Here is a 4,543-nt window from a genome sequence, read left to right as displayed (position 1 = left end):
CTGCTCCACATCCGGGAAGATGCGCAAAGTTTACCCATGGACGAGTTGCATGACATCCACAAATCGTCGCGCCAGGACCCGGCGGTCGAAATGCTCCAGGACATAGCGTCTGCCACTCGAACCAAGGGATTGACACCGAGCGGGATCACGAGCCAAATTCATGACTTGGCTGGCAAGCTCCGAGGCACTCTCCGGTTCAATACAAATCCCCCCGCCGGCTGACTGCACGAGTTCGGCACTCTCCCCTTCCACGCCAAGAATAACCGGCTTCTCCATGGCCATACTTTCAAAAATCTTAGAGGGAATCACCGTCTTGAAAAGCGCGGACTTTTTGAGAAGCACAAGACTGGCACTCGAAAGAGACCAGAGTTCCGGCATCTTCTCCTTCGGCTGCTGATCAAGCATCACAACATTGGACAACTGCATCTCATCCCGCATGGCAAGAAGCCGTCGCCGTTCCGCGCCGTCGCCGACAAGAAGAAACACAATATCCTTCCATTCTCTCAGCTCCCGGGCGGCCTCCAGGATCGTTTCCAGGTGGTGGGCCATACCATGGGTACCGAAATACGAAGCCACGAACTTTCCCTCAAGGCCTAATTCATCCGCCAGGCGAGTGCGGGCTGTGCCGGGCTTATACAAAGTAAAATCCACTCCATTTTTGATCACGGTCACTTTTTCAGGAAGAATCCCTTTCACCAGCATATGTGCCTTAAAGGCGTCAGTCACGGCCACGATGTGGTGAGCATGGCGATAGGCAAACAATTCCAGCCATTCCAGGAACTGAATCACCGGTCGATTGGTGATCGCTCCGACGGCGACGATCGACTCAGGCCAGAGGTCACGAATTTCAAGTATCCAGGGCGCACGTTTGAGACCGCTGACCAGATAACCGGCAAGTCCATTGAAAAACTGGGGAGAAGTAGAGAGCACCACATCACATCTTGGGAGAAATGGGGCGACACACACAGCCGCCACCATATACGACAAGTAATTGAGCGTCCGTTTCAGAAAGCCTTCGTTCGCCGTCACATAGGTCCATAATCGAATCACATGAATGCCATCCCGGATTTCACGGTGAAAGAGCTTATTGCGATACCCTTCATACACAATGCCGCGTGGATGGTTGGGTGCGCAGGTCACCACGGTTACCGAATGGCCATCATTGACCCACTGCCGGCAATGCTCAAAGGTTCGAGAGGCCGGAGCATTGACCTCTGGCGGGAAATAATGAGACAAAAACAGAATCCGCACGGTGCTACCTTAAGATGATTCAGATGCCTTGGTTATTCGATAACTGAGTGACAGGGGCAATGGACCTGTCCGGGTGAAGACCACCACATGCTTCTTTCGTTCCACACCAAATTCAGGGAAATACCATCCCTCTTCCACCCTACTCTCACCGGGCCCGACAATCTCCAGGCAAAAGAGCGGAAGCCCTCGCTGGTCAGACACAAGAATTCTCTGACCTGTTTGAGTGAAGGTGCAATCAGGGTGCAAATGCACATAGCTTTCCAGGGAATGAGTTCCATTCCCCTGGATATCATCTTTAACTATCCAGGTCGAGAAACCATCAAATTCAACAGACCGTTCGTGAATCACCTGGCCGGAGAATCTTCGATAGCCATCGTGCGCCCCTTCAAATTTCACGTGGCCATCGCCCGGATTTGTTAAACGGGCAAACAACGGTTTGGCCCGTCTGGCCACACGAAACACGCCCCACATCTCTGACTGTTCCTGGCCGTCAACCACCACAGTATTGTGAGCTTTTGTGCTCCTGGCATAAGCGCGTTGCAAGCTGGGCTCATAGTCATAGACACCGCTATCCACAATGACGCGGCGGCCATTGAGGGACAACTCATAACTCAACGTGTCGCAATGAGCGTGGGCAGGATTATAGTCAGGCCCGATAGGCCCGCAATCAATGACCATCATATCTCCACCTTTGCGTATGACATAGTATCCGCTAGCGGATTTGGCATAAGTGGAAAGATCCATTGGGTATGCCGGTGGTTCATACCCAATGGCTTGTTTGGCATAGTCGAAGATCCTCGAAGGGGAAGGGGCAATCCCGAATGCTGAATCGTTAAACAAGGGGATGTCTCCATCGGGAAGACAGATGTCATGTAAAAAGTTCAAAGCCTGCACGGTCTTCGCCCTCATATGATCCATTTCGGCAAAGACCATGGCTTGATTGGAAGACCTCATGAGATTCAAGACATCCACAAAATCCACGACGCTAATCGAGTGATACATCGGGCTTCGCTCAAAGTGGGCACCATCAGCAAGAAACTGTTCCTCGAGTTCTTCACATAAAATCTTCAAACCCTTCTTCAACCATCGCTCGGCATCCCGACCCTCGAAAAACATTCCGGCGAAAAACAGTGCGACGCCATTTTTCAGATAATGGTTCGCCAGGAAATGAAATTCAATATTCTGCTCCAGCCACAAAGCCTGCAGGTACAGACTCTTCAGCCATTCGGCATTGAGGACTTCAGACAAAGGATCTGGAACGTGCCCGTCTCCTCCTCCCCCTTTTTCAACGGGAACAATGGACAAAGAAAGGAAAAACTTCACCCAATTCACGATCCGCAATGATGCCGCATAGGGTTCCCAGGCATCCTGAGTTCCTAGCGGATTATGCTCAATCCAGTCCGAAATAACGAGGGACCGACCCTCTGTTGAGCGATGAGGATCTTGCAGAAAATCAAAATAATGCAGGTTGTAACGCCAAAGCTTTGGCATGTCCTTGCACACCCAATCAATCTGCCCCTTTGAAAACTCCATGGATTGATTAAGAAATACGAATCGGTAATCTCCTCCAGATGACTGCGTTAATGGAAGACTCTTCTGTATTCCAATTTTCTGTCGCCTAAAAACTTCCGTCGGACGATGCTGACGTGAAATTCGGGGCAGACCCCGTCGAAGGTAAAGATAGACCAGTTGAGAAGCCTTCAGGTGAGAAAGCGTCCTGGCGTAGAGCAGTAATCGATTCATGTGGTATTAAGAATCAGGGCAATCTCTCAAGAACATCAACTGTCAATTGGAATCTACCCTCAATCATTAGGACCCAGGAGTATAGTTCACAGATAAGCAACTCTCAGCTCGCAATCATTTACGCAACAGTATTCGGCGTACCAACTCAATATTAGTTGATTGCCAATTATCAAGCGTCGCACGACTCATTGTGCCCACGGCTTTTTGAACCTGATCCTGGTTTTGCGTAGCCAGCAAGGCATAATCTTCAATGCCTTCTCGAAAAGCTTCCCAACGACGGCTGCTGATGATGCCGTCTTCCGACTCGTAGACTACGGCCCAATCTGCCCGGTACCCGTCGATATCAACCCATGCTGAACTTCCTGTTGTGTCACTGTATGCCCAGAAGCCCACGCCCTTTGCCCCATAATGCCAAGCCCACCATCCGAGCATACGAAAATCCTTCAAAGGGGAGGCAAGTTTCGCTGGCGATTGTGTGTTACTGTAAATCCACCATTCCTTTCGAAGCCCCTTGAAGAAGTCACCCCAATGACCATGTACTGACCCAAGATAGGGTTGCCAGTAATCTACCAGTGGCTCTACGTCACGAAGTTCAGAAATATCAGAGGGCAAAGTCGCACTTACACTGGGATTCGCATAAATTTGTATTGAGGGATTCCTTTGTTTGATTGCCTCAGCTACGGCCCTCACAAACTTCAGACCTGTAAGATTTGGCTCATCCGAGGGATACAAAGCCCAGCGGTCCGGAGGCAGACCCTGACCAGCGAGATAAGCGGATAACCTCTCAACCCATACCAACAGCCGCTCTTTTGCAGCAGGATCAATCGTTAGTTTGGTTTTTGAATATCCGAGTGGATTTCTTCCTGCATCCCAACCCATGTAGAGCAGTAACATTCCATGTTCTTTGGCCAGTTCCACATTCCGTACGAATTGACCAGCCTGTCTATCCACCCAGGTACCGTCAAGGGCAAAACCTGGAATTTCTTCCGGATGCGTCAAGAATACATTGATTCCGTGATCCACCAGATCACGGACAGCAGCCTCCTGATTACGGAAAATCGGCATATCTGAAAGGTACGCCCAGTTTATGGCACGTAGCGGTTTGATGTGGGTAACATCAATGGCGGTGACGGTTGCTTTGCCGGGCACAGAGAAAACACTGCTGCTACTTTCAAGGCGTATTTCAAAATGGTGGGTTCCCGGAGCAAGTGCCTTCAAGTTCACATCGAGCCAAATATAGCTGGGTATGCCAGGCTGGACGGGCAATTGCCCCCCGTGGTTCAAGGGAACCAGCGGATCATAAACACGTTGTCCATTAGCCGCCACAACCAGTTTCACCTCAAATATTTTCACAGATCCGGAAGGAAGGCCATCAATCGTCACGCGCAGACCGCTTGTAGCCACAGCCTCGCCTACCGCAATCCCCAGGCATGCACTCTCGCGTTCGCCCGTGTAACCTCGTATATCAAGCGCAGACGGCTGAACGGCGACTTGTTCGGCCGCACGCGCGGGATCGATGTCTGCCCAAGGATCCTGAATCCATGCATGC

General features: G+C 50.8%; 3 protein-coding genes. All 3 read right to left on the bottom strand.

Translation table 11 applies throughout. From position 1 onward, the window contains the following. Nucleotides 1-30: 30 nt before the first annotated feature. The gene (locus AAH187_RS12375; protein ID WP_342348770.1) at nt 31-1,251 is read right to left on the bottom strand and encodes a glycosyltransferase family 4 protein; all 1,221 of its coding nucleotides are present in this window, start codon (nt 1,249-1,251) and stop codon (nt 31-33) included. A 9-nt stretch (nt 1,252-1,260) separates the two neighbouring features. Then, nucleotides 1,261-2,994, bottom strand: a complete 1,734-nt coding sequence (locus AAH187_RS12370; protein WP_342348769.1) for an alginate lyase family protein — start codon at nt 2,992-2,994, stop codon at nt 1,261-1,263. A gap of 114 nt (nt 2,995-3,108) precedes the next feature. Next, a partial coding sequence (locus AAH187_RS12365) for a glycoside hydrolase domain-containing protein (RefSeq protein WP_342348768.1) occupies nt 3,109-4,543 on the bottom strand: 1,435 nt, incomplete at its 5' end.

It is taken from the genome of uncultured Nitrospira sp., from assembly GCA_902500695.1.
Lineage (GTDB): Bacteria > Nitrospirota > Nitrospiria > Nitrospirales > UBA8639 > Nitrospira_E.
Note: the sequence above shows the minus strand (reverse complement) of the source record. Positions and strands in the feature narration are given on the sequence as shown.